Source organism: Psychrobacillus sp., assembly GCF_032154225.1.
Lineage (GTDB): Bacteria > Bacillota > Bacilli > Bacillales_A > Planococcaceae > Psychrobacillus.
Genome location: NZ_JALDYF010000014.1, coordinates 18552 through 42365, shown reverse-complemented (window position 1 = coordinate 42365; position 23814 = coordinate 18552). Strand labels below are relative to the sequence as shown.

The 23814-nt window shown below is 36.0% G+C and carries 31 protein-coding genes and 1 riboswitch; all 31 genes read left to right on the top strand.

Annotated elements, in window-relative coordinates; genetic code table 11:
* Positions 1–12: 12 nt before the first annotated feature.
* The 31 genes from RUH95_RS15795 to gcvPB all read left to right on the top strand — a co-directional run bounded on the left by RUH95_RS15795 (position 13) and on the right by gcvPB (position 23764).
* Positions 13–417 (top strand): phage structural protein, encoded by a 405-nt coding sequence (locus RUH95_RS15795; RefSeq protein WP_313893856.1) that lies wholly within the window; start codon positions 13–15, stop codon positions 415–417.
* Positions 418–518: 101 nt separating this feature from the next.
* The gene (locus RUH95_RS15790; RefSeq protein ID WP_313893855.1) at positions 519–791 is read left to right on the top strand and encodes a hypothetical protein; all 273 of its coding nucleotides are present in this window, start codon (positions 519–521) and stop codon (positions 789–791) included.
* A 176-nt stretch (positions 792–967) separates the two neighbouring features.
* On the top strand, positions 968–2998 hold the full coding sequence (locus tag RUH95_RS15785) for a phage tail family protein (protein WP_313893854.1): 2031 nt from the start codon (positions 968–970) through the stop codon (positions 2996–2998).
* 4 nt (positions 2999–3002) lie between these two features.
* Complete coding sequence (locus tag RUH95_RS15780) at positions 3003–3584, top strand: LysM peptidoglycan-binding domain-containing protein (RefSeq protein ID WP_313893853.1); 582 nt, start codon at positions 3003–3005, stop codon at positions 3582–3584.
* Positions 3585–3590: 6 nt separating this feature from the next.
* Positions 3591–3905, top strand: a complete 315-nt coding sequence (locus RUH95_RS15775) for a phage baseplate plug family protein (protein WP_313893852.1) — start codon at positions 3591–3593, stop codon at positions 3903–3905.
* Positions 3905–4708, top strand: a complete 804-nt coding sequence (locus RUH95_RS15770) for a phage protein (RefSeq protein ID WP_313893851.1) — start codon at positions 3905–3907, stop codon at positions 4706–4708. The genes RUH95_RS15775 and RUH95_RS15770 overlap by 1 nt, the downstream gene beginning before the upstream one ends.
* Complete coding sequence (locus RUH95_RS15765) at positions 4705–5082, top strand: Gp138 family membrane-puncturing spike protein (RefSeq protein WP_313893850.1); 378 nt, start codon at positions 4705–4707, stop codon at positions 5080–5082. The genes RUH95_RS15770 and RUH95_RS15765 overlap by 4 nt, the downstream gene beginning before the upstream one ends.
* Before the next feature lie 9 nt (positions 5083–5091).
* Positions 5092–5451: a contractile injection system sheath initiator gene (locus RUH95_RS15760; RefSeq protein ID WP_313893849.1), complete on the top strand. Its 360-nt coding sequence runs from the start codon at positions 5092–5094 to the stop codon at positions 5449–5451.
* Positions 5441–6625, top strand: a complete 1185-nt coding sequence (locus RUH95_RS15755; RefSeq protein WP_313893848.1) for a baseplate J/gp47 family protein — start codon at positions 5441–5443, stop codon at positions 6623–6625. The genes RUH95_RS15760 and RUH95_RS15755 overlap by 11 nt, the downstream gene beginning before the upstream one ends.
* Positions 6618–7259 (top strand): hypothetical protein, encoded by a 642-nt coding sequence (locus tag RUH95_RS15750; RefSeq protein ID WP_313893847.1) that lies wholly within the window; start codon positions 6618–6620, stop codon positions 7257–7259. Before RUH95_RS15755 ends, RUH95_RS15750 begins: the two co-directional genes overlap by 8 nt.
* A gap of 12 nt (positions 7260–7271) precedes the next feature.
* Complete coding sequence (locus RUH95_RS15745) at positions 7272–8393, top strand: tail fiber protein (protein WP_313893846.1); 1122 nt, start codon at positions 7272–7274, stop codon at positions 8391–8393.
* Positions 8378–8617 carry a hypothetical protein gene (locus RUH95_RS15740; protein ID WP_313893845.1) on the top strand — a complete coding sequence of 80 codons (240 nt, stop codon included), beginning with the start codon at positions 8378–8380 and terminating at the stop codon, positions 8615–8617. Before RUH95_RS15745 ends, RUH95_RS15740 begins: the two co-directional genes overlap by 16 nt.
* A 22-nt stretch (positions 8618–8639) precedes the next feature.
* The gene (locus tag RUH95_RS15735; RefSeq protein ID WP_313893844.1) at positions 8640–8795 is read left to right on the top strand and encodes a hypothetical protein; all 156 of its coding nucleotides are present in this window, start codon (positions 8640–8642) and stop codon (positions 8793–8795) included.
* A gap of 124 nt (positions 8796–8919) precedes the next feature.
* On the top strand, positions 8920–9486 hold the full coding sequence (locus RUH95_RS15730; RefSeq protein WP_313893843.1) for a hypothetical protein: 567 nt from the start codon (positions 8920–8922) through the stop codon (positions 9484–9486).
* A 371-nt stretch (positions 9487–9857) separates the two neighbouring features.
* Positions 9858–10331, top strand: coding sequence for a phage holin family protein (locus RUH95_RS15725; RefSeq protein WP_313893842.1), 474 nt, complete (start codon positions 9858–9860; stop codon positions 10329–10331).
* Positions 10331–11077 (top strand): peptidoglycan recognition protein family protein, encoded by a 747-nt coding sequence (locus RUH95_RS15720; protein WP_313893841.1) that lies wholly within the window; start codon positions 10331–10333, stop codon positions 11075–11077. Before RUH95_RS15725 ends, RUH95_RS15720 begins: the two co-directional genes overlap by 1 nt.
* Positions 11078–11184: 107 nt before the next feature.
* Positions 11185–11940 (top strand): hypothetical protein, encoded by a 756-nt coding sequence (locus RUH95_RS15715; RefSeq protein WP_313893840.1) that lies wholly within the window; start codon positions 11185–11187, stop codon positions 11938–11940.
* Between the two features lie 139 nt (positions 11941–12079).
* Positions 12080–12631, top strand: coding sequence for an excalibur calcium-binding domain-containing protein (locus RUH95_RS15710; protein ID WP_313893839.1), 552 nt, complete (start codon positions 12080–12082; stop codon positions 12629–12631).
* Between the two features lie 470 nt (positions 12632–13101).
* Entirely contained in the window at positions 13102–13680 is a 579-nt protein-coding gene (locus tag RUH95_RS15705) for a hypothetical protein (RefSeq protein ID WP_313893838.1), read from the top strand.
* Positions 13681–14793: 1113 nt separating this feature from the next.
* The gene (locus tag RUH95_RS15700) at positions 14794–14976 is read left to right on the top strand and encodes a hypothetical protein (protein ID WP_313893837.1); all 183 of its coding nucleotides are present in this window, start codon (positions 14794–14796) and stop codon (positions 14974–14976) included.
* Between the two features lie 123 nt (positions 14977–15099).
* The gene (locus RUH95_RS15695; RefSeq protein WP_313893836.1) at positions 15100–16446 is read left to right on the top strand and encodes an MBL fold metallo-hydrolase; all 1347 of its coding nucleotides are present in this window, start codon (positions 15100–15102) and stop codon (positions 16444–16446) included.
* Positions 16434–16691, top strand: coding sequence for a DUF3006 family protein (locus tag RUH95_RS15690; protein ID WP_313893835.1), 258 nt, complete (start codon positions 16434–16436; stop codon positions 16689–16691). Before RUH95_RS15695 ends, RUH95_RS15690 begins: the two co-directional genes overlap by 13 nt.
* Before the next feature lie 287 nt (positions 16692–16978).
* Entirely contained in the window at positions 16979–17281 is a 303-nt protein-coding gene (comGC, locus tag RUH95_RS15685; RefSeq protein ID WP_313893834.1) for a competence type IV pilus major pilin ComGC, read from the top strand.
* Positions 17271–17708, top strand: a complete 438-nt coding sequence (gene comGD, locus RUH95_RS15680; RefSeq protein ID WP_313893833.1) for a competence type IV pilus minor pilin ComGD — start codon at positions 17271–17273, stop codon at positions 17706–17708. Before comGC ends, comGD begins: the two co-directional genes overlap by 11 nt.
* Positions 17698–18009: a type II secretion system protein gene (locus RUH95_RS15675; RefSeq protein WP_313893832.1), complete on the top strand. Its 312-nt coding sequence runs from the start codon at positions 17698–17700 to the stop codon at positions 18007–18009. The genes comGD and RUH95_RS15675 overlap by 11 nt, the downstream gene beginning before the upstream one ends.
* Positions 17985–18443, top strand: coding sequence for a competence type IV pilus minor pilin ComGF (comGF, locus tag RUH95_RS15670; RefSeq protein WP_313893831.1), 459 nt, complete (start codon positions 17985–17987; stop codon positions 18441–18443). The genes RUH95_RS15675 and comGF overlap by 25 nt, the downstream gene beginning before the upstream one ends.
* Complete coding sequence (locus RUH95_RS15665) at positions 18421–18639, top strand: hypothetical protein (RefSeq protein WP_313893830.1); 219 nt, start codon at positions 18421–18423, stop codon at positions 18637–18639. The genes comGF and RUH95_RS15665 overlap by 23 nt, the downstream gene beginning before the upstream one ends.
* Before the next feature lie 164 nt (positions 18640–18803).
* A complete protein-coding gene (locus RUH95_RS15660) occupies positions 18804–19316 on the top strand; it encodes a shikimate kinase (protein ID WP_313893928.1) in 513 nt (170 codons plus the stop codon).
* 117 nt (positions 19317–19433) lie between these two features.
* A riboswitch (glycine riboswitch) is annotated at positions 19434–19528 on the top strand.
* 308 nt (positions 19529–19836) lie between these two features.
* Complete coding sequence (gene gcvT, locus RUH95_RS15655) at positions 19837–20940, top strand: glycine cleavage system aminomethyltransferase GcvT (RefSeq protein WP_313893829.1); 1104 nt, start codon at positions 19837–19839, stop codon at positions 20938–20940.
* Between the two features lie 24 nt (positions 20941–20964).
* Positions 20965–22311: an aminomethyl-transferring glycine dehydrogenase subunit GcvPA gene (gene gcvPA / locus RUH95_RS15650; protein WP_313893927.1), complete on the top strand. Its 1347-nt coding sequence runs from the start codon at positions 20965–20967 to the stop codon at positions 22309–22311.
* Positions 22304–23764 carry an aminomethyl-transferring glycine dehydrogenase subunit GcvPB gene (gcvPB, locus tag RUH95_RS15645; protein WP_313893828.1) on the top strand — a complete coding sequence of 487 codons (1461 nt, stop codon included), beginning with the start codon at positions 22304–22306 and terminating at the stop codon, positions 23762–23764. The genes gcvPA and gcvPB overlap by 8 nt, the downstream gene beginning before the upstream one ends.
* Positions 23765–23814: the final 50 nt, after the last annotated feature.

Genomic DNA, 23814 nt, shown 5'->3' with positions numbered 1-23814 from the left:
GAGGGCACTTGAATGACAGGACATATCGGCACATATGACGCACGAAAGGTTGTCACGACAGTAGACGGAATATTTATTACTGGTTATGCAGATGGAACGATGGTTAAGTGTTCGAAGGACAATGATAATTTCGAGTCGAGTTCCTCAGCGCAAGGTGATGCAGTAGTTTCTATTAATGGAGACAATATGGGAACGATAGAAATAACGTTAAACCAGACGTCTCCAAGCGTTTCATATTTAGATAAATTGGCAAATGAGCGTAAGTTAATGCCAATTTGGGTTAACTCTAATAATGAAATCAAGGAAGTAACAGGCGGTACCAAGGCTATGATTACAAAGCCATCTGATAAAGAGTATGGTAAATCCGCATCAAATCGTGTCTATACAGCCAAGGTGTTTGACTACACAGTTAAATAAAACGAAAGGAGAGTGAGCCAAGTGCTTACTCTTTTTAATTTGCTATGAAAAGAAGACATATTACAAACAACCTAAAACGAAGAGAATGGGAGCGAAAGCAAATGGCTAAAAAGGGTGAACAAAAATTATTTGAAGCAACAACTAAAGAAAAATATACATTTCAACATCCAGGACTACGTGAATCTGTAAGAATGCGTGACAAATCCAAAAATGAACATGGTGTGCAGCAAGGAGAAAAGCTTTATGAAGCAATGATGGAGCATGTGATTTTTAAAGAAGATGGAACGAAAGTGTCGTTTGAACACTTCGAGGAAGTAGGAGGATTCTCTGAAGTTATGGCAGCGGCAGTTAAATTTACCTTTCAAGAGGGCTAAACCTATTCATGTACATCGACAAACAGTTGATGAAAATTGGGTGTTTTGGCGTCCGATCATGGAGGGGAAATTAAGCTTTGAGCGTGCTGAGACTATGACGCTGGATGAGTTATTAGAAGTAAATGCCGCTATTGATAGTTACGCCCAACGGTTAAATGAAGCGAGGGGTGGTTGATTTGTCCTTACTACGAGAATTAGGCGTCGCTGTAGGAATGGATATCGATGATGGTCCATTAGCTGAATTGGATAGAAAAGTAGATGCCGTAATAGCAAGTTTAAGAAGAATAGATCCTTCTCTTATCGTTGATGTATTGGATGAAGTAGGAGATTTAGGAGACGAATTTGGTGATTTAGAAGACTCTATTAGGGACGCAACGGACGAAGTAGAAAACTTAGATGATACTGATTTGAATCGCCTGGATGGCGAAGTGAAAAAAGCGGACAAAGGTATGAATATTTTCAAAAAAGCTGTCCTAGGTGTAGGTTCTGCTTTAATGGCTCTTGGAATCGGTGCAGCTCTGAAAGAGTTTACAACAGGAGCTATCGAGGCGGCAGCTAGCGCTCAAGCAATAGAAGCACAGTTCGACCAAGTGTTCAAAGAATTAGATGTACAAGCTCAAGGTGTAGTTGATAGTTTAGGAGACAGCTTCGGAATGTTACCGAATCGAATTAAGCCAGCTTACACCTCTATGACCTCGATGTTTAAAGGTCTTGGACTTGAGACAGAAGATGCAATGGTGGCATCTGAACGAGCCGTTACGGCTGTTGCTGATGCGGCAGCCTTCTATGACAAATCGTTTGAGGATGCAAATAGTTCGCTCAATTCCTTTATTAAAGGGAACTACGAGGGTGGAGAATCCATCGGGCTTTTTGCAAATGAAACGCAAATTGCAGGTTTTGCTTCTAAAGAACTTGGATTGAATTGGAAAAAGCTTGGTGAAGCCGACAAGCAACTTGCTCGTTTAACATATGCAGAAAAAATGATGGAAGCTGCAGGAGCAACAGGTCAAGCTCTAAGAGAATCTGAATCTTATGAGAACCAAATGGGGAACTTAAAGCAAGCTTGGCAAGATTTTATGGCTAAGGCAGGCGCACCAATATTAGAACAAGCGGTAGGTGCACTATCTTGGATGAGTGACATACTTTCTAATATTGATCCTGGACCATTTATGGAATTTGTTTCGACTGGATTTGATAAGCTACTTCAATTTAAAGATGTAGTGGTAGATACGATAAGCTCTATTAAAGATGTTGGAGATGTTTCGGATTTACTAAAAAGCTTAGGTATTCCTCCTGAAATTGTAGATATGTATATGTCATTTGGAGAATCCATTTTTAATGCATTTGAAAAAGGGAAAGCTGTTGTTTCTACATTTATTAGTGATGTCATAGTACCGCTAATGCCAGTGGCTCAAGAGTTTATTGGCACTGCAATGGATTACATTTCGAACATTGTTAGTGGAACTATGAATCATTTTGATACATTAAAAGCAATAATTGCAGGACTGATCGATGGTGTCATTGTGCCAATGATGCCTGTTGCAAAATCAGTAATTGAAACAGTATTTAATGTTATTTCTCCAATATTGCGTATAGCTGGTAGTTTATTTTCTGGTGTTTCAGGTGCAGTTAAGTTTTTAGTATCAGAAATCATTGTACCGATGTTACCTTTGGCTACTGTTTCGCTGAATCAAATGTGGAATGTAGCAAAACCGATTTTAGATGGACTTACGTGGGCTTTTAACGGAATTGCTGATGCAGTTGAATGGGTAATAAAAAAGTTTAGCGGATTTAGTAAAGTTGCTGAAAAATTAGATATTGGTGGAAAGATAGGCGGTGTTATTTCAAAAATTACCGCAAATTTCCCTGGTTTTGAAGTAGGTCTTGGTCGTGTTCCTTATGATGAAATGCCAGCTCTCTTACACAAAGATGAAGCGGTATTGCCAGCAGATGAAGCAGATGCTTTGCGGAATGCTGGAATCTTAAAAGGTGATGGTACAGATCCTACATTGGATTTTGATGGAGCCAGCTATAACAATGCAGCTCCTATTACTAATAGAACATCAAGTTCTACCGTACATGCACCAGTACAAATAATTGTTCAAGGATCTGACAATCCTCAAAAAACTGGTCGAAGTATCAAAGAAGAATTAGAGGGTTGGTATAGTGATTTAAGCACTATATTCCCTGTAGTAATGGAGGGATAGTAGGATGGCAAAAATAAACGGTATACAAATTCATGTAGAAAAAGAAAGTTTACAGAATGACGTTGAATTGCCATCTCATCCGGTCGAGAAGGGAATCAATCTCACTGATCATGTGGAACGAAAACCGGTAGTTCTTTCGATTAGCGGTAAGCTCATACGCCCAGATAATACATCGTTAGAAACACTTTTAGGAAGATTATCGACAATTGAAACAAAAGGAACTGTTGTTAATTATGAAGGTCGCAGAATCTATCACAATTTGATGATTGCGGCCTTTTCCTATGATGCCGATTCAAAGATAATGAATGGTTTTAACTTCAGCATGACACTAAAAGAAGTGAGATTTGCAGCACCTTCTTATGTATCGCTTCCAAAAAAAACAAAAACGGCAGTTGCTGGTGTTTCTTCTGTAGGGCGTAAGCAAACGGTAAATAAAAAACAATCTCCTATTTATCATGTAACGAAAAAAGGGGATACCTATTCAGGTATTGCACAGAAATACGGTGCAAAGTGGCAAGAAGTACAAAAGAACAATAGCTATCCAGCGAAGCAAATTCCTATTGGAGTAAAAATAAAAGTGGGGTGATGAGGAGTGAACTTTGAATATATCGAAATAGAAAAAGAGCTCATTCCTTATCGCTTTGAAATTGAGCTTGGTGCAGAGTTATTTGAAATTGAAATCAATTATAACTTACAGCATGATTTTTTTACTCTTGATCTATATAAAGACGGTGAAGTATTAGTTTATGGTGAAAAAATGACATATGGCGTGCCATTGTTTTCTGAAGTATTTGATTCACGCTTTCCTGGTCCTACGATTATTCCGATAGATGAATCAGGACAAGAACAACTTGTGACCTTTGAAAATCTTAATGAGACAGTGTTTTTAAGGTTGGTGAATGACTAATGAGTACAATTCAATTTGGACGTGTCACAGAGCTTGTAATAGGCGACTTGAAGATGTCTAGTGAATCGTTAGAAATAGAATTTAATATTCCTTTTGACGATGATCCAGATCCAAACATGAGTGAAATTGTAATATACAACTTATCTGATACTACCTTGAGTAAGCTCAAAAAGGGTGTAAAAGTAACGATAAATGCAGGATACAGGGACGACAAAGGGGTTATCCTTTCAGGCTTTATGACTAAAGTATCATCTGAAAAGGGTGGAGCTGATAGAGCAACTAAGATTTCAGTAATTGATAGCCAACCTATTAACGACAAGAAAACGGTGAAAAAAGCTTTCAAAAAGGGAATCAAAGGCGATCAAATATTAAAAGAGCTAGCAAAAGCACTTGGCCTAAAAATAGCTGTTATAAAGTTACCGAAAAATGTTGTTTATAAAAAAGGTTTCTCGGTTAACGGTTCTATTGTTGATGCAATGAAAAAAATCGCCAAAGATTGTGAGGCTAGCTTCTATATAAGCCGTTCTAATGTTTATATTCGCTCTATAAAAGAGGGAGATAACACTAAATTTATTCTTAAATCGGACACAGGTTTAATTGGCTCACCAGAGTATTTTGAGGAAGAAAGGGATGGCAAGGTGGTTAAAGGTTATAAAGTTAAGTCCTTGCTTCAATATCGCATGAATACTGCTTCTATTATTGAATTACAATCATTATTTGTAAAAGGAAAGTTTAGGGTGCGTAAAGGTAAACATTATAGACGTGGGGATGCTTATTATTCAGAAGTCGAGGTGATTGCATGAGTAATTCATCCGAGTTTTATGCTAATTTTAAAAATCAGATACTCCTATCAATTAATACCTGTATGCCTTGTAAAGTCCTTGCTTACAACGAAAATACTCGAACAGCCAAGATTCAACCTTTATTCATGGTAAAAGAAATGAATAGACCACCTGAGAAGCTTTCTGTACTAGAAGATGTTCCTGTTCTAAAGCAAAAATACAAAGTAAACGGCGGAGCTACACAAGAATATGTGCCAGCATTGAGCGTTGGAGATACTGTATTGGCGGTGTTTTGCCAACGTGCTATTGATGATGCAGCAGAAGGAAAGCTTGTTTATCCTGGTGCATCCCGCTTATTTGATGTCCACGATGCGATTATTGTAGGGCTATTGTGAGGTGAGTGAATGAAAACTATTGAGTTAACTGATGATGGAGATTTACTCTTTGAAAATGGTGATTTTAAGCTGATAGAGGGTGTTCAAGAGGTTAAACAAGTATTAACTATCTCCCTATCAACGAACCTCAAAGAATGGTTTTTAAACTTGGATTTAGGATTAGATTTTATGAAGATATTAGAAAAGCCAACAGATGAAGAAATACGTTCTGAAATAATTCGTGTAATTGGTCAAGAAGAGCGAGTGGACATAATAAATGATGTTGAGATAGTTCAGGATCGCAAATTAAGAAAATTAAGCGTGAAATATAATGTGCAATTAATTGACGGCCAAACATTAAGTGAGGAGGTGCCTATTGGTGGCACTTGATCGCAATGGTTATAAACGAAAAAATTATGATGATTTGTTAACGGATATGTCTGCAAAGGCAAAAGAAAAGTTTGGAGAGAATGCGAATATTACAGAACGTTCAGTTTTAGGTATTCTACTTCGAATAATGGCATGGTTCTTGTCTCTAGCGTGGCAGGATAATGAAAATGTTTACTATTCTGCATATCGCAAGACAGCAGATGGAGCGCAACTTGATATGCTACTACCGTATGCAGGTATAACACGGAATTTAGATCAATATGCTTTTGGCGCATTAGAAATAACCGGCACACCTAATCATTTGGTGAGTGCTGGTTTTTTAGTTTCTAAGAATAATTTAGATAATTTTTTTGAAACGACAGAAGATGTTGTACTAGGTTCGAATGGAAAAGCAATCGTGGAAATTAAAGCAGTAGAGCTAGGTAGTATTGGTAATGTTGCAGCTAACACCATTACAGAAATAGTTAATCCAGACGCAGATGTTACAAGCGTTACAAATATCTCAGATACAAAAGGTGGACGAGAAAAAGAAACAGATTTAGAGGCTCGAGAACGAGCGTCTATAACGGTTGAAGGTATGGGCTCTGCAACTACTAACGCTATCAGAACTAACTTGCTAAAGATTCCTTCCATTCGTGCAGCTACTGTGATTGAAAACTTTGGAGATGTTCCAGATGCATACGGAACACCAAAGAGGTCTATCCAGGCATTTGTATTAGGCGGCACTGATGAAGAAGTTGCAATAGCTGTGTTTGAAAAGAAAGCCGGAGGAATTCAACCATATGGAACTACTTATGTCGATGTGATTGACGATAGCAAAAATCTTCAACAAATAGGATTTACTCGAGCAATTGAAGTGCCTATTTATATTAAAGTAGCTCTAGCAACAAATAACTCTTTTCCTAGCGACGGAATTGAAAAAACTAAATCTGTACTAATCAAATATATTGGTGGAACGGATATAGATTCATCTGTTTATGCAGGTCTTAATATGGGTGATGACGTGATTGAATCTCGTTTAATTGCAAGAACATATCAAGTTACTGGTATTGAAGATGTAACAATTCAATTATCCGCTGACGGTACAAATTACAGTGAAACAAATTTAATCATTGGAATGCAACAGGTTGCTCAAGCTGATGCAGCTAATATAGAGGTGACAGTAAATGTTTAGTACAAAACTTATCATTAAACGATTTGCAGATTATTTTGCAAAGCATCCTACCTCTAATCTATCAAAACTTATAAGCATTTTCTCTGATGAATTAGTAGAGTTGGAGAAAACCAACAAACAAATTTTATTGTGGCGTGATATCGAGAAAGCGCAAGGAAAAGCACTTGATTTAATAGGCGAAAATGTAATACAAGATCGTGGTGTTGCGACAGATGAAGTCTATCGCATTTTATTAAAGTCTAAAATGGCCAGAAATCTATCTGACGGAACAATCAATACTATAATACAAGTCATATCGATAGCATTATCAACTGATCCGTCGACTATTAAGATAGTGGAAAAATGGAATGATGTTAATGAAGCAGAACCGGCGGCAATCAAATTAATAGAATTACCATTAACAAAAATTAACGAAGCTGGATTGGATCCGATGAACTTTGTGCGTATTGTTCAAAAAACTGTAGCTGCAGGTGTGAAAGTTGGCGTAATAGAGTTATCAGGTACCTTCGAGTTTGGAGACGAATCAAATGCTATCGACAACATGAAAGGCTTTGGGGATGTAAACGATGAATCGATTGGTGGATATCTAGGAGCTGTCTATATACCAGCAACTGATCAAGAGTTACCGATTTAAGGAGGCAAACACATGGCAGAAAATTTACCAATATGGAATGCGGTTGGTGTAGAACCTCCTGCATCATTAAAAACAGATGGTTGGCAACCAGGAATGAAGCCGAGTGCTCAACACATGAATTGGCTTTTTAGCCGAATATATAAATGCTTGGAAGAATTTCAAGCGGGTGGCGGAACGGAAGAATTAGAGCAAGAATTAGCTGATTTACAACAAGCTCTTGCGACGCATAAGGCTGAAAAAGCGACTTTGGAGAAAGCGGGGCATGTGCAACTATCCAACAAGATAGACGGAGCACTCGAAACGAAAGCCGCTACAGAAAAAGCGGTGAAGGATGCAAAAGAAGCCGCTATAAACTACGCTCGAGAGTTCGGAGTAGGCTATGCAGTTAAAGACATATCAGGTGCAGACTTAAACACTTTAAATAAAAGTGGTAAATATTCCGGCGGTGGCTTGATTAACGCACCTGGTCCACATGGATTCTTTATAGAACATTATGAATATAACGATGGATTCAAAAGGCAAATTGCTTATTCTTTAGATGCACCTGTTGACAATCCTTCTTTCACAAGGCTGAAAGTTAATGGTGTTTGGAAACCTTGGGATATGTTCATTTCTGAATCCATGAAAAACGTACCAGGTGGGTATGTGGGCATAGGTTCGGATGGTACTATTCCCGGTAAGATGGTGAAGATAGGGGAAGTTAATGCCACTGGATTAAACACAGTTAGTTTTAGCGGTTTAGACGAGTACACAGAACTAGAATTTAGGTATAATCAAATATTTATACAAGAGCCCGGCGCTATGTGGGCGCCAGTATTTTCTATCAATAACAATGATATTTTTAGTGGTACTAGGTTTAATGGTAATACTGTAACGCTTTTCGGCACTAATAATCAACTTTCGACTGTGCCGTATAGCAATCCTAGGGGGTACGCAAAAGGTAACGTAAAACTAGTTAAAGTGGTACAAGCAGTAGTTTTAGAATCAAACGGATATGCTTATGGCTTTGCTTCCCCTTCAAGTTTTATAACTTTTGCTATGGCTAATACCCCTACTATAAGCAAAGTATCATTGACTAATAGCTTGAATAGAGTATTTGATAATGGGGTGGTGGAATTATGGGGAATGAAGTGAACAACGGTAACGATTGGGTAACTACAGAAGATGAGTATGGAATATATCAAACAAGAACAAATGAACATGGGATAGTGGAAGAAAAGATTACTAGAAAACAAAAATGGTATGACGAAAACCCGACCGAACCGGAAGTATTGCCCGAACCGACAGAAACTGAAATGATGATGGACTATCTTGTAGATGTCGATTATCGAGTAACAATGATCGAATTAGGACTATAAAAAATAGAATGGAGAATGCAAAATGAACTTAACTTATCGTGCATGTAAATCACAAATTGAAAGACAATCTTACACAACTAAAGAGGATATGCAACAAAAACTAGATATTTTCTTAGTTGGAGATCGCATTACCCAACCTCAATATGAAGAGTTAACAACACAATTAGACGCAGCTTAAGCTAGCGTTATTTTTTATGCCATTTTTCAACTTAGGAACATAAAGCGTCGTAAGAATTATTTAATAGTTTAGAAGGATTCCTTCCTCTTTTGTCGAATTGTGGATGAAAAGGAGAGTGAATGAAATGAAAATTTCAATGTATCATGGAACATCTAAAAAAAGAGGGGATCAAATATTAAATGATGGAATGTTGAAGGCTACCAGCATAAAAAGAGTATATGATGATGATCATCCGTTACCCTCAACAGATGGTTATATTTATTTAACTAATGATATTGCTCTAGCAGTTTATTACGCTAATAAGACATCATATTTTAGTGATGAAGATGAACAATTAATGATTTTTAAGATAGAAATGGAGAAGGAAAGCCTAAAAGCAGATATAGATGAGATAAATATGACTCATCTTTCTTTTTGGAAAGATAAGTCACCTATAATAGATAAGGAAAAACCAACATTAGATGAATCTTTAGCCATCGTTTCAGCGGCTAGGTTTCCTAACGACATTATATTGAAAGAATTTGATGTCCAACATATGATAGAAACATCTACATTCTCAAGAAATTCTTCTGCTTCTGAAAGGGTTTTCGATATACTAACAGCTCGAAATTCCAAGGATGAATATTCAATGAAAGAAAAAGAGGCTTTCTTAATGGGGTGTAAATGGGAAAATTATATAGATGTTTTATAAGAGCGTTCCAATCGGAGCGTTCTTTTTTGTCTTTGGAACAAAGAAATGTCGAAGAAAGTTTCTGGAATTTAGAAGGTATTTTAACTCTTTTGTAGAATTATGGGATAAAAGGGGTGGGTATGACTATGATTAACATAACGGTTAAAAGTTTAAAAGATAAAAGTATCGCAGTTTTACGTTATGAAAATGGTGTGTACATTTGTCCTAAAGGCCATGTTGTCTACGAAATTAAGAATAATAGATACGTATGCCAAATTTGCAATGAGGCATTTTCAGTAAACAGAAGAACGAAAAAAATTAAATTTTAGCTACAAAAGGGCATCCATTAGGGTGCTCTTTTTATGTACAAAAAAATAATAGGAGTGAACATATTGGAAAAATATTTATCTTCAACAGGAAGTTTTTTAGCTGTAGTTTCAGGTGCAATTTTAATGCCTATATTTGAATTTATGTATGGTATAGGCGAGGCAGTTATGTATACCATGACTGCGCTTTTATTTTTCTTAGTAATGGATTGGATTGCTGGTATAAGAGCTTCGAAGAAAGATGGCACGTATGCAAGCAAGTACGGAATCGACGGTGTATTTCGTTCATTTTTTATTTTACTATTACCGGCAGGTGGTCATCTATTAGACAAGGTTTTAGGTGCACCAGGTGTTTTATTTGGATTATTAGCGTTCGGAGTACTTTATCACGTCATCCAGTCTATGACGGCAAATTCGATAAGAGCAGGATGGGGAGCTTGGGTTCCAGAAGGTATTCTGAACAAAATAACAGATTGGGTCCAATCGGAGTTAGAGGCTAAATTGACACGATCTCAACAAAGAAGAGACGGGGTGAAGTAATGGTTGTCCTAAACTATGAGGTAAAACATATTAAAAAACACCATACAACTCGTACAGGGAACAAGTTATTGAGAGTTGCTGCAGAAGTCATACACTACACAGCAAATAATGGTGGAACAGCAGATAACCACTTTACTTACTTTAATAGCACATTACCAGATTCAAACAACAAGCTACCTACAGTTAAAAAACGTTTTGCAAGTGCACATATCTTTGTGGACCGTAACAAGGCACTTGAGCTAATACCATTGGATGAAGTAGCTTTCCACGCAAATGAACGAAAAGAAGGACCATTAATTCCATCATTAAAAGCGACTGCACCTTTCTATTTAGGAGGTAATGCTAATCTAATCTCAATTGGAATTGAAATGTGCATGGAAAAGGACGGAACGATTCATCCGGATACAATCGCTCGTACAATATTAGTTGTTCAGAAGCTACAGAAACAGTTTGGTAAACATCCAATCTATCGCCACTTTGATGTAACTGGAAAGAATTGCCCTGCACCGTTTGTTGTTGACAAAGCTCTGTGGGAGAAGTTTAAACAGGTTGTAGAAAAGAAGGAGGAAGCAAAAGTGGAACCAGAAAAAATAGTTTTAACACCGGGACAACAAAAAGCGAAAGATGCACTAGTTAAACATGGACTAATGGCAGAAACTTACGAAATCAATGATCCTACCGTTTTAACTTTAGTTACAATGCTGGCACCTCTAGTAAACAAATTAGAATCAAAAGGATCTATATAATATCTTGCCCTTGCTCACTTATTTGTGGGCGGGGCTTTTTTATTTGTGTAAATATAGTTGATTTCTTGACGACATAATATTTAGTAATGACAGAATGGAGGTAAATTATGAATTTAAAGAGTTTTTTCTTTATAATAACTGCATTATTAATAATTCCAGGTTTGGTATGGTTCAAAAATGAATGGATTAAAGATATACTAGGCGCATATTCATTTATCGTTTTTGCATATACTTTATTTCTTTTTTTACTAGTTTTAGTTGATATTCTTTATAACTTTTATGATTGGTACGTTCAATGGATTAGTATTAAGAAACTTAAACAAACTAATAATAAACCTAAAAAATCAAAACACTTCTATGTTTGGTTAATCAATTCCAGTTTTGACGAAAAATATTTTTATGACATTCTAAGTGGTTTTTCAGTAGATAATTTGTTAATGAATTTGAAAGTTGTAAAAGAAAAGTTAAAAGAAGGCATAGGGGAAGACATAGGTGATTATTATTTATTAAGAAACTTTCTTGAAAATGTGAAGAGTGAAATAAATAGTTTTTCTACTATTGTAAAGTCCTTTATTATTCCGATAATTGCGACTGGTATTACATTTATATTAGCTCAATCAATCGCTAAAAACGAAATGACTGATATGTTAGTCTACTTCCTTACATTTCCGAATAGTTTATCGTTCCCTTTTATTATTTCTTATACTCTAATAGCGGTTGCGCTTATTATGGTTATTACAAGGGGTGTTAAAAGCATTTTTAAATTAACTACTTTGAAAGAAAGAAGAATCAATTCTATATTATTTGTTTTAAACTCAATAATTAGTGAAATGGAACACACTAAGAAAAACGATGTCGAATAGAACTCTATAAGATAATTAAGAAATTTCTTGCCCTGCTCATTAATTTGAGTGGGGCTTTTTTTTATTTTCAGATAAATATATGGACAACTATATTTCCAAAATGTACTATAAAAGTAAATTGAAACGGAGGAGATATATAATGTTGACAAAGGGAATCAAGGTTATTTTACTAATTGTATTGATGTTAAGTTTTAGTATTTATAACACCGAAACGGCTAATGCTGCTACAAAAGTAATGTGGGGTAAAACAGAGCTAAAGCAAGGTCAGTTAGGTAAAATCACTATTTTGAGTAACACCAGCCTGCTAGACAAAAATTCAAAAGTAGTTCGTACTCTAAAAAAAGGAGAGGAATATCGAGTTTATTCTTATAAAAGTAATGATGATGGACTTTTTGGAATTGGCGGTGGTCTTTTCGTTCAGAAAAATGGAACTGTTAAATACGAAACACCGTCCAAAAGTAAACTTGAGCTATTAAATAGTGTAAATAATCAACCACTAGAGGTTCACTTTATTGATTATGGTCAAGGAGAAATTCATGAGATTGAATATTACTATGAGGAGACTTCATATTGGTTTGAAAACTGTACAGAGTTAAGAAAATTCTATCCGAATGGTGTTGGGATTGGGCATCAATCTTACCAATTTAAATTGGATAAAAACTTTGATGGTTGGGCTTGTGAGCCGGACTAAATGATTGTGAGAGTTAGTTATATGAATAAAAGGTTATTGAAAGCTCTTGCAATATTAATGCTATTAATTAATGCGTGTTTTAAAAGTCCAACGAATACCGAATTCATCGCAACCCTGCTCATTAATTTGAGTAGGGCTTTTTTTATTTGCCTTTTCATGTACAATAATATCAATTGGTATAATTTTCTTCTTCAACTACCATGAAAGTAAATTTCTTCAATGAAACGAAAATGACAACAGTTAAGAAGACCCTGCTCAATCGTTAAAAAAAAAGAGGAGAGCGTGCATTAATTAGCCTATTTTTTTCAGTGGACTACTAGTATTGACTCATCTAAACATTTTCATTCTCTGTGGTGCAGCACTATTTTGTGCTGCATGGATGGCTAACGGGACAGGTTAGTTGAATAAGAATGTTTGATTATTATTCCTAAAAATGGAATAATAAGTGTTGCGAAAAAGGAGGAAGAGAATTGGGAAATTCATTATTGATGACAACAGATGCATCTTATACTTTGAATTTTTTGATATACATACAAAATATTTTTCTCAATCAAAATCAGAGTAACGAAGAATACAAATACCCGTTTTTTCCATTAAAAATAGCTTTTAATAAAGATTTTGAATTAAAGTATAAAGATTTATGGGGTGAAATTGCAGAAAGAATATCTAAACCTCATAGTAATGATATGAAAATTTTTCATGAAGAAAAGGATTTGTTTTATCAAAGATTATTCGTAATTAATTCCGATAGTTTAAAGAAGTATGCTGAAATATACAAATCATTTCAAGTGTGGTGGGATAGCTTTGCAGGACGTTTTTCGGTAGAAAGGTCTATCGATGAAACAGGACAAAAATTATATGTAGAATTGGCAAAATCACTAACGCAAAGTGAGATAAAACCTCAAAGGTCGTTGAATATTAGCTTGATTTATGATGAATGTCTATTAGCTAATGCAGAAGTCTCTTCTTATTTTGCTGTTCTTCCAATAAGAAATTTTTTTGTTAAATATAAAGAGTTGGTTCCCAAGTTACAAGATTGTTTTTATTAAACTACCATGAAAGTAAATTTCTTCAATGAAACGAAAATGACAACAGTTAAAAAGACCCTGCTCAATCGTTAAAAAAAAAGAGGAGAGCGTGCATTAATTAGCCTATTTTTTTCAGTGGACTACTAGTATTGACTCATCTAAACATTTTCATTCTCTGTGGTGCAGCACTATTTTGTGCTGCATGGATGGCTAACGGGTGCTTTAGTTAAACTAGGCAATCATTTTTGGATGGTCTATTTTTTTATCTGAAACCTCAAGTAGATTTCAGAAATCCATTGTGAAATGTTACACTTCAACTAACACGGTAGGTTAGTTCAATAAAAGTTCCATTTAAAAAAAGGAAGATTCGATGGTTAATATTAAGGCATCAGTTCTTCCTTTTACTTGGTGAACATTTAAAAAGCGTTTAGTAAAACTTGATAATTCAGTCTTTATTTTGCAATTGTCTTCTATAAAACAAAAATAAAAACTATAATACTCTATTGTTGCCAGTGGTGTCCAGGTTGCATATAAGGTTGGAATTCATGTCTTTGAATCCAATTGGACTCATGTTGCTCATATCCTGGCTGACCCTACTGCCATGGCTGACCTTGATGCCATTGCTGCCATGGCTGCCATTGATGCCATTGATGCCATTGATGCCATTGCTGACCTTGATGCCACGGCTGACCCTGATGCCACGGCTGACCTAATGGGTTGACCATTTGAATTCACTCCTTATTTTAATAATCTAAATACCATATGATGGATTTACTTTAAGATAGGGGTCATTAGCCCTTACTTAGGAAATTAGATATCCTAAATTAGTCCAAATATAACGTTGAAGCGGAACGTTTAATTTTGTCATTTTTGAGGAGATGGATTGCGACGTTTTGGATTTCTGGAATGAATATGGATGTAATTGAAATAATTGGAACTTTTATTGCTTTTAAGCGTAATAAAGTAAAGGAATAGATTAGTTCAAATGACCAATCGATAATTACTTACTACAAAGATAAAACTCTCTCTTAATTGAGTGGGCTTTTTTATTTGTAAAATAATTAGCAATTATTTATTAGCATATAGAAGGATTTTCCTTATTTACCTCGAATATTATTTCAAAGGGGTGAGTCAATGAAGAAATATGCTGTAGAAGTGACGTTCCATGATGGAAAAAAATTCGATTTCAAAACAGATGACAATGTTCGAATGTTACAGCCAAAAAATATCAATGGTGCTAAATTAATTATGACAAAGGAACAGTATGCGGTTAATTTAATCCATGTAAAAGAAATGAGAGTAACGCAACAAGTATAGATAGAAGAATCCACCAACCATTTAAAATTTGGAAGGTGGTTTTTTATTTCTAAGTAATGCTATAGACATTGTTATTACCAAAATGTACTATATTAGTAAATGGATATAAAGGGGAGATTCATAATGTTATCAAGGTTTTTAAAGGTATTTACAATTCTTATTCTAGTTTTGGGACTCAATATCACACTTGTTGGACAAGCAGATGCAACTGGAAAAGTAATGTGGGGTAAGACTGAACTAAAATTAGGTCAGATTGGTAAAGCAACTATTTTAGCTGATACAACACTAGTTAAATTAGAAAGTGATGGATCCATATCGACTGTACGTGCGATGAAAAAAGGTGAAGAATACCGTGTGTACAATTATAAGGGCAATCATGGTGGTTTGTTTGGAGTAGGTGGAGGTAACTATATCCAAAAGAACACTAAAGTGAAATACGAAACACCATCTAAATCTAAGCTAGCTTTATTAGGTCAACAAGGACAGACTACGGGTAATATGCAAGTGCACTTTATCGATGTTGGACAAGGTGATTCGACTTTAATTCAATCTCCGGACGGAAAAAATATTTTGATCGATGGAGGTACTAAAGCAGCTGGTGCAGATGTTGTAGCTTTCTTGAAATCGAAGGGTGTTAAAAAACTAGATTACGTAGTAGCGACACATCCAGATGCGGATCATATAGGTGGGCTTATATCTGTAATAAATTCATTTACAGTAAGTAACTTTGTGAACAGCGGAAATTTGCATGCAACACAAACTTATGCAGAATTATTAATGCTAGTTGATAATCAGAATATTAATTACATTGAGCCGAAAAATGAAGATATTTTAATTGGAAATTGGACTTCTGATTTTTATTTGCAAGTGTTATACGCAAATCCAACGGCAGCCGAAACTAATGATGCTTCTATTGTAATTAAAACAGGTTTCAAAAAGGTAGACTTCTTGTTAATGGCTGATGCTGGTGTAGATATTGAAAATTATTTGGTGTCTAATTATGATGATATTTCAGCGAGTGTTTTAAAAGCGGGGCACCACGGATCTAATACAAGCAGTTCTGCAAGTTTTATTAAAGCAGTGAAACCATCAACAACTATTTTGAGCTATGGAAAAGACAATTCGTATGGCCATCCGCATGCAGAAGTTGTTAAGAATTTAACTGCAATTAGTTCAAAAATATATAAAACTGCTACAGATTGCAATATCACTGTTTCTACTAACGGATCAACACATGCAGTTTCGAACAGTTGTAAAAAAACTGAATCCAAGCCTGTTGAAAAACCAGTTGAGATACCAATCGAGAAACCTGTTGAGAAACCAATTGTCGTACCAACACCACCTGTACAAAGTGGATTTAAGAATTGTACAGAATTAAGAAAAGCATATCCAAATGGGGTAGGAGTTGGTCACCCAGCGTATGAATCGAAACACGATCGCGATGGTGATGGTTGGGCATGCGAAAAATGACGAAAGTAAAATACACACTTGATAAAATCGAAGGTGGCCAGTATGTATTTCTTGAGCGTGAAAATGAAGAAAAACAACTACTGATCCCTTCAACTGAAATTAATGTTGAAATAGTTGAAGGTAGCATCGTATTAATTAGCCAAGTAGACTTAGTTTACGAAATCGAAGTATTAATAGAAGAAACCGATGAGATGAAAGAAAAAGTCAGCAGTCTTCTTGAAAAGCTGAAAAATAAAAAACTATAATAAAACGGTCACCAACTCGATTTGAGTGGTGGCCGTTTTACAATTTAATGCGTAATCAAAATTAATAGTGCTTTTAATGGTAGATTTTATTGCAATGTGGTCTTTTTTTAGTGAATCACAATTTTTTATACTACAATGTGGTCCTTTTGAGTGGTCCACTCACATTTAAACCACAGAAATAGACGATGCTAGGTTAACGCAGAAAATGAAACCAGAATAAAACCACTTCATACGGCTTTTTGACGACTTAATGAATGTTGTGAAACAGACAGAGAAGAGTACCTTAAATGATGATCGTGCTGCTTATCATTTCCGTTTTAATATTGATAACTATTCCGAATGTGACGAAGCATTCTGCAAATATTGATGACAAAGGATGTAAAGCATTTGCGAAAATGTTAGAAGGACAAATTGAGGCGTATAAAATCGAATTTAAAAAAATCCCTACACTAGATGATTTAGAAACAGAAGGGTATTTAAAAGGGGAAAAGACGTGTCCGAATGGAAAGGAAGTTACAATTGATTCGGTGGACGGTAAAGTAACGATTGAAGGAGAAACTGCGGTAGGAACTGATCCAAGTGGAATCTAAGCTAGATGAAAAGGGCTTTACTTTGATTGAAATGTTGTTAGTTCTTTCTATTTTGATGGTCATGACCTCTTCTGTTATTTTTGCTAGTACAAATAGATTAGCGGAAATAGAAGAAAAAAGATTTTTTAGGCAGTTTCATTTGGATATACAAAGATTGCAAACAACAGCGATTGTAGAGGAAAAGTATGCTTATATAAGGTTTAGTGAAAATGGCAAGAAGTATATTGCTAGTTCTGCAAACGCTAAACTGTTTGAATACCAACTGCCAAGTGGAATTAGTTTATCGAAAGAAAGCAGTTTAAAAGGGGTTACTTTTCATCCAAATGGATCGGTGCAGGAGTTTGGGAAGTTATTATTTGAAACAAAGAAGGGGATAAAGCAAGTTACTATTTATATAGGAAAAGGAAAACTAAATTATGAGGAATAGTAAAGGTTTTTCGTGGCCAGAAACCGTATTGTCTTTAAGTATTATTTTATTAATTGCCAGTACTTTACTTCCACTTCTAAGCAATATGACTGTGTTATTGGAAGATAAAAAAAGAAAATATCATTCATCACTAGTCGTTCAAGAAGCAACTAAAATGTATATTTCTGCTGGTACTGTAAGCGGTACGATGAAAATAGATCAGCTCGATTATTCTTTTATTGTCCAAATGGATGATATTTGTGTGCATTATGAAGGGGTGCGAGAGGAGAAAAATACTTGCGTATCAATTTCAACTTATTAAATAAATTAAATGAAGGCGGTTACACACTTCTCGAATCCATTATTCAGTTGTCTGTTCTCCTATTATTTTCACAACTATTTACGTTAACGATCGGCTTGTTATTTAAAGCAGAAGACTATGTAACGAATCCAATAGATACGGAATGGGCATTATTTATTCGAGATGTGGAAAGCTATTTAAATGATGTTGAAATTTTGACGATTCAACGGGAAGATATTGGCGTGCGTTTTCGAAAAGGGGAAGAAGAGTTCGATATCGAATTGTATCAAGATCTTATTAGAAAACAAAAAAATAGGCTGGGACATGAGCAAATGTTGCTGCGAGTAAAGTCGATATCAACAACTTTAGATGGACCGTTTCTACGGTTTTCAGTTGAGTTTACCAACGGGGTAAAAAAGGAGCATACATTTTATGTTACGTATCGTGAAAAATGAAGAAGGTGTTTTGTTACCGGCAACAATTGTCCTGCTATTTATCGTCTGTTTGGCAATACTTGCGGCATCAAGTGCGTTTCAATCGAAATATCAAATATATGACTCGCTGGAAAAGAGCAATATACAAGATGCTGTGAAAAAAGTGGAAATGTCTAAGGAAGAGCTTGTGAACGATGAAGATTTAGGAATGGAGTGAATAATATTCTGCGCATTAGTATAGAAGGAAGTCATAATTCCTAGCGGCACAATTTAATAACAGTTGTAATAAGAATAGCGGCTCTCTATAATAAAGGATAACTTATTAAATGAAATGTAATAAAAACTCGAAAATAATCCTTATATGTAGTGAGTTGGTGAATGATGTATAAAGTATATTTAGTTGGATTCATGGGAAGCGGTAAAAGTGCGGTCGGTAGAAGGCTAAGCTATTTATTGAAAATGCCTTATTACGATATGGACCATGAAATAGTGAAACAGCAAAAAAGAAAGATTCCGGAAATCTTTGAGCAAGAGGGAGAAGCGTATTTCCGAAAGATTGAAACGGAATTCCTGCAAAACTTCCGCAATGAGTCCTGTATTATATCGACAGGTGGAGGTGTTGCAATGAATGAAAAAAACATTCAGATTATGCGTGCCACTGGTTTAGTTTTATACATGGATGCAACGTTCGCAGATATTTGGATGCGCATAAAAAATGACACCAATCGACCGATTGTTCAAAGTAGCTCGAAGGAAGAGTTGGAGCAGTTATATGCGAAAAGAAGAAGATTTTATAAAAAAGCGGCTCATATTACAATTCTTACGGAAAATCGCCAGTTAAGACAGATTACTGAATATGCTGGTTATCAAGTGAATCGATTGAAAGGCGAATGAGAAACGGTTAATTTTTTTTATTGTTCGTATTTTAGATACTTTATGAAAAAGTATTGCGTACTTTATTATTCAATGTTAGGATATAGACGAAGTGAACGATTTATACAGATAACGCGGATGAGTATATGGGGAGAGAACGCACACGATGCGTCGCCGAAGGAGCAAATAATGATTATTATGAATCTCTCAGGCAAAAGAACTCGTATAGGACGCATCTCTGGAGAGTGCTTTCGTTTAATATCACGCAAAGCCACCAAAGAGGACAGCCGATCTCGGTAAACTTACAGGTGCCAGGACAGAGAACCCCCAATTTTCTAAGGGGTTTTTCTGTCCTTTTTTTTGCCGAAAAAAAGTATATGCGTTTTTATTCGGTAATTGTCTAGCTTCTGCGCCTAGCCTTTCGGGGTCAAATGTGAAAAGGTGCTACTGAGGTTACTCGTCGCAGAAGAACGTGCCTGTCGGGGCAGACATAGGCGCCTACGCTTTTCTTGTGTGTGAATTATTTAAGGAGGAGATTTTTTTGTCAGAGCAGTTGAAACGTACACCTTTATTTGATGTTTATGCATCATATGGAGGAAAAACAATTGATTTTGGAGGCTGGGAATTACCTGTACAGTTTTCCAGCATTAAAGAAGAACACGAAGCAGTAAGAACAAAAGCGGGATTGTTTGATGTTTCTCATATGGGAGAAATTACGGTTACAGGTTCAGCGAGTGAAGAGTTTTTACAAAAAACAATGACAAACGATGTTTCCAAATTAGTAAATGGACAAGCACAATACACAGCAATGTGTTATGCAGATGGCGGTATTGTAGATGATTTATTAGTTTATAAACTAGCAGAAAATAATTATTTATTAGTAGTAAACGCTGGAAATATCGAAAAAGATTTCGAGTGGATGAAGCAACACATTACTGGTGACGTGGAATTAGTGAACAAATCCGATGAATACGGATTATTAGCATTGCAAGGTCCACTTGCACAAAGTGTTCTTCAAAAACTTACTTCTAAAAATCTAGATGAAATCGGATTTTTCCGTTTTGCAGAAAATGTCGAAGTAGCTGGGAAATCTGTTCTTGTTTCACGCACTGGATATACTGGAGAAGATGGTTTTGAAATTTACGCAGCAAGTGCTGATGTAGAAGCTTTATGGATGAGCATTTTAGAAGCTGGTAAAGAAGAAGGGGTTATTCCAGCAGGACTTGGAGCTCGTGATACTTTACGCTTTGAAGCATGCTTACCACTTTATGGTCAAGAGCTTTCAAAAGACATTACTCCACTTGAAGCAGGTTTAGGCTTTGTCGTTAAATTGAAAAAAGAGCAAGACTTTAACGGGAAATCTGTATTAGCAAATCAAAAAGAAAATGGTGTACCACGAAAAAGTATTGGAATTGAAATGATTGATAAAGGAATTCCACGTACTGGTTACCCTGTATATGTTGGCGAAAAACAAGTTGGTTTTGTTACGACTGGTACACAATCTCCAACACTTAAGAAAAATATTGGACTTGTTTTAATCGAAGCAGAATTTGCTGAAATCGGTCAAGACGTAGAAGTAGAAATTAGAAACAAGCGTTTAAAAGCAATTACAGTAGCAACACCATTTTATAAGAAACAAAAATAATTACAGAAAAGAGGTTGTCCATTGATGAAGCATCGTTTTTTACCAATGACTGAACAAGATCAAAAAGAAATGTTAGATGTAATCGGCATTTCTTCTATTGATGAGTTGTTTGCAGATATTCCGGAGAAAGTGCGTTTTAAAGGTGAATACAATATTAAACCAGCTAAAGCTGAATCGGCTTTATTGAAAGAATTAGCAGCTCTTGCAGAAAAAAATGCGGATAGCAAAAAATACGCATCATTTTTAGGAGCAGGTGTTTACGATCATTTCAAACCAATTATCGTAGATCATGTTATTTCAAGATCAGAATTTTACACGGCATATACTCCGTACCAACCTGAAATTTCACAAGGAGAGCTTCAAGCTATTTTTGAATTCCAAACAATGATTTGTGAACTAACAGGAATGGATCTTGCGAACTCATCTATGTACGACGGTGGTACTGCACTTGCAGAAGCAGGAAACTTAGCTGCTGGACATACACGCAGAAAAAAATTAATCGTTTCTGAGGCTGTTCATCCGGAGTATATCGATGTTGTGAAAATGTATGCAAAAGGACAAAACGTTACAGTTGTAACAGTTCCTACAAAAGATGGCGTAACTGACTTAGCTCAATTAGAAGCATTAGTGGATGAAGAAACTGCTGCTGTTTTAGTACAGTATCCAAACTTCTTCGGCCAAATTGAAGATTTAGCTAAAGTAGAACAATTAACACATGCCCAAAAAGCATTATTCGTTGTTTCTGCAAACCCACTTGCTTTAGGAGCATTAACACCTCCTGGCAAATTCGGAGCAGATATAACAGTAGGTGACGCGCAAGTATTCGGTATTTCCGAAGCATTCGGTGGTCCTCACTGTGGTTTCTTTGCTGTATCTTCTAAATTAATGCGTAAAGTTCCTGGTCGTCTAGTTGGAGAAACGACTGATGAAGAAGGTCGTCGTGGATTTGTATTAACATTGCAAGCACGTGAGCAACATATTCGTCGTGACAAAGCAACTTCTAACATTTGTTCAAACCAAGCTTTAAACGCACTTGCAGCTTCAGTTGCAATGACTGCACTTGGTAAAAAAGGTGTACAAGAAATGGCAATTCAAAATATCACAAAAACACATTATGCGAAACAAGCGTTTGAAAAAGCAGGATTTGAAGTACCTTTCCAAGGCGCTCATTTCAATGAAATCGTTATAAAAGTAAACGGTTCAGTTGCAGATGCAAATAAAGTGCTTCTTGAAAAAGGCTTTATTGGCGGATTTGACTTAGGTCGTGTAAACGCTGATCTTAAAAACCATGTATTAGTCGCTGTTACAGAACAACGTACAAAAGAAGAAATAGATGCACTCGTGCAAGAAATGGGGGCTCTTTATGCATAAGGATAATCAACCACTAATTTTTGAAATTACAAAAGAAGGTCGTGTAGGGTATAACCTACCTGAACTAGACGTACCAGCACTAGATTTAGCATCATTTTTACCACAAGGAATGTTACGTGTGGAAGAAGCTGAACTACCTGAAGTATCAGAACTAGATATTATGCGTCACTATACAGCTCTTTCAAATCGTAACCATGGTGTAGATACTGGATTCTATCCACTTGGATCTTGTACGATGAAATACAATCCAAAAATTAATGAATCAGTTGCACGTTTCGCTGGCTTTGCGAACATTCACCCATTACAAGATGAATCTTCTGTACAAGGTGCAATGGAATTAATGTACGATTTGCAAGAACATTTAGTTGAAATCACTGGTATGGATGAAGTAACACTTCAACCAGCTGCTGGTGCACATGGTGAATGGACAGCTCTTATGATGATTCGTGCATTTCATGAAGCAAATGGAGATACACACCGTACAAAAGTAATCGTTCCTGACTCAGCACACGGTACAAACCCTGCTTCTGCAACAGTTGCTGGTTTTGAAACAATTACGGTTAAATCAGACGAGAACGGCTTAGTAGATTTAGAAGATTTACGTCGTGTAGTAGGTCCTGATACAGCTGCATTAATGCTTACTAACCCTAATACATTAGGTTTATTTGAAGAAAGTATTTTAGAATTAGCTGAAATTGTACATAGTGTTGGCGGTAAGCTTTACTATGACGGTGCTAACTTAAATGCGGTTATGTCTAAAGCACGTCCAGGAGATATGGGCTTTGACTGTGTTCACTTGAACTTGCATAAAACCTTTACAGGTCCTCACGGTGGTGGTGGTCCAGGTTCTGGTCCAGTTGGTGTGAAAGCTGATTTAATTCCTTTCTTACCAAGTCCAGTGCTTGTAAAAGAAGATGACAAATATACATTTGATTACAATCGTCCACAAACAATTGGTCGTGTAAAACCATTCTACGGAAACTTTGGTATTAACGTACGTGCTTATACGTATATCCGTTCTATGGGTCCAGATGGTCTTAAAGCAGTAACAGAGTATGCAGTATTAAACGCAAACTATATGATGAGACGTTTAGAAGAACATTTCGATCTTCCATACAACCGTCATTGTAAGCATGAATTTGTATTAAGTGGACGTCGCCAGAAGAAACTTGGCGTTCGTACATTAGATATGGCGAAACGTCTGCTTGACTTTGGTTATCACCCACCAACAATCTACTTCCCGTTGAATGTAGAAGAAGGTATGATGATCGAGCCAACGGAAACAGAGTCTAAAGAAACATTAGATGCTTTCTGTGACGCTTTAATCCAAATTGCAAGAGAAGTAGAAGAAAATCCAGAAATCGTTCAAAATGCACCACATACAACGGTTATCAATCGCTTAGATGAAACAAAAGCTGCTCGTCAGCCAGTATTACGTTACAAAAAAGCATAAAAAAGAAAGTGCGGTCCTATTAATGGATCGCACTTTTTATATTTCCAAAA